This is a genomic window from Bacteroides muris (ex Fokt et al. 2023), assembly GCF_024704895.1.
Lineage (GTDB): Bacteria > Bacteroidota > Bacteroidia > Bacteroidales > Bacteroidaceae > Bacteroides > Bacteroides muris.
This window is the reverse complement of the sequence record NZ_JAMZEE010000088.1, coordinates 1-2,404: the sequence shown is the minus strand read 5'-3', so window position 1 is coordinate 2,404 and position 2,404 is coordinate 1. Positions and strand designations below refer to the sequence as shown.

General features: G+C 54.0%; 2 protein-coding genes. Both read left to right on the top strand.

The features are described from left to right. Positions 1–955, top strand: a 955-nt coding sequence (locus M1B78_RS18275; RefSeq protein WP_257941473.1) for an FGGY-family carbohydrate kinase, incomplete at its 5' end; no start/stop codon positions are given. A 28-nt stretch (positions 956–983) separates the two neighbouring features. After that, entirely contained in the window at positions 984–2,165 is a 1,182-nt protein-coding gene (locus tag M1B78_RS18270) for a glycoside hydrolase family 172 protein (RefSeq protein ID WP_087333448.1), read from the top strand. Positions 2,166–2,404 lie beyond the last annotated feature (239 nt).

Genomic DNA, 2,404 nt, shown 5'->3' with positions numbered 1-2,404 from the left:
TCCGGCCTTGAAGGAAATGCTCCCCCATCTGTTCACGGAAACCCACACCAGCGACACCAAGGCAGGTGAGCTGACACACGAGTGGGCAGACAGGCTTGGACTTCCCCAAGGAATCGCCGTGGCTGTGGGGGCACTGGACGCCCATATGGGAGCCGTAGGCGCATCCGTCGCCCCGGGAATACTGACACGTATCATGGGAACATCCACCTGCGACATCATGGTTGCCGGCAAAGACGAGGTAGGCGGACGCTGTATCAAGGGAATCTGCGGCCAGGTGGACGGTTCGGTGCTTCCGGGATTCATAGGTTTCGAGGCCGGACAGTCAGCTTTCGGAGACATCTACGCCTGGTTCAGGAAGATGCTGGCATGGACACTGAAGGACATCCCCGAGGGGGAGGCCAGGCAGAAAGTTCTGGAAGGCATGCTGGTGGAACTCACCCGTGAGGCCCAGGACATGGAACCCTCCGAGGACGGTGTTGTCGCCTTGGACTGGATGAATGGCCGTCGTACCCCCGATGCGGACCAGAACGTGAAGGGTGCCGTTGTGGGACTCACGCTGGGAACCAGCGCCCCGGAAATATTCCGTGCGCTGGTGGAAGCCACCGCCTTCGGTTCCCGCCGTATTGTGGAGCATATGAAGGGACAGGGGCTGCGCATTGATTCGGTCAATGCCATCGGAGGCATCAGCAAGAAGGCGCCCTTCGTGATGCAGACGCTGGCGGACGTGCTGGACATGCCTATCCGTGTGGTCCGCTCGGAACAGACCTGTGCCCTGGGGGCGGCAATGTTCGCGGCAGTTGCCGCAGGGGTGTACAAGGATATCAACGAGGCGACAAGGCACATGGGGTCGGACATCGAGGCTGAATACCGGCCGGATGAGAAAAGAGCCCTCATCTACGAAAAACTGTACAAGAAATATCTTGAACTGGCAAAACTTGCTGAAACCATTAACTAAGTATACAAACCATTAATCTATTTAAAACATGAGAATCAAATCATTAATTCTGGCGGCCTTGTGCATGGTCACCGTAGGTGTTTACGCCCAAAGTAACTACCCCTTCAACGGACTGGATATGAACATGGGTAACCTGTCAAGACTGTCCGATGCCAAGACACGTTCCATCAGCCCCGAGAACTTCACGGGTGAGAAAGGCAAGGGCGGCATGGCAGACCCGGTCAGGGACAAGGACCAGCGCAATGTGGCCAACGCCCACCATGCGGCCAAGGACCTGGGCAAGGGTTGGAAGGTGAACCCCTTCATCATCGTGAAACCGGGAGAGACAATCACGATTGCGGAGATTGAGGGTCCGGGAGCCATCCAGCAAATCTGGATGACGCCGACCGGGAACTGGCGCTTCTCCATCCTGAGAATGTACTGGGACGACGAGAAGGAGCCTTCCGTCGAATGTCCGGTGGGTGACTTCTTCTGCAGCGCATACAATGAATATGCACAGCTCTCCTCGCTGGCCGTCTGCGTGAATCCGGGCAGCGCTTTCAACTGCTACTGGAAGATGCCTTTCCGCAAGAAAGCCCGTATCACGCTGGAGAACATCAACACCGCCGAGGAGATGCGCCTGTACTACCAAATCAACTACACCCTGACAGAAGTCCCCGAGGACGAGGCCTACTTCCACGCGCAGTTCCGTCGTTCCAACCCGACCCAGGGGTCTCTGCACACGCTGATTGACGGTGTGAAGGGCAAGGGACAGTATGTGGGTACCTACCTGGCGTGGCGTGTAAACGACAACTGCTGGTGGGGTGAAGGGGAAATCAAGTTCTACATGGACGGTGACAAGGAATACCCGACTATCTGTGGAACCGGGGCTGAGGACTACTTCTGCGGCTCGTACAATTTCGAGAACCAGAAGACGCGCCAATACCAGGAGTTCACCACCCCCTATGCCGGTATGCACCAGGTAATCCGTCCTGACGGGCTGTACCGTGCGGTGACTGCTTTCGGGTTGTACCGCTGGCATATCCTTGATCCGGTACGCTTCGACAAGGACCTGAAGGTCACGATACAGGACCTGGGATGGCGTCATGACGGACGCTACAACAACCAGAAGTCGGATATCTCGTCGACCACTTTCTGGTACCAGGCCGAGCCGCATGCCAAATTCCCGGCTTTGCCGAGCAAGGACGATTTGGAAATTCCAAGATGGTAATTGGGTATGCTCAATATTTAGAAGCTGTTTAAAATTTATTGAAGATAAACGTTATTGCAATGAATAATATATTGTAAATCAGTAGGTTAATTGGAGGTTTATTTGTAGCTTTATGAGTGTCAATCAATTAGAGTTATGGAACAATACTCAACTAACCTTAGTTGATAAACAGTGGCAAGTTATAGAAAAAATTATAAATCCGCAAGAAAGGAAGCGAAAACATTCTCTCAGAAACATCA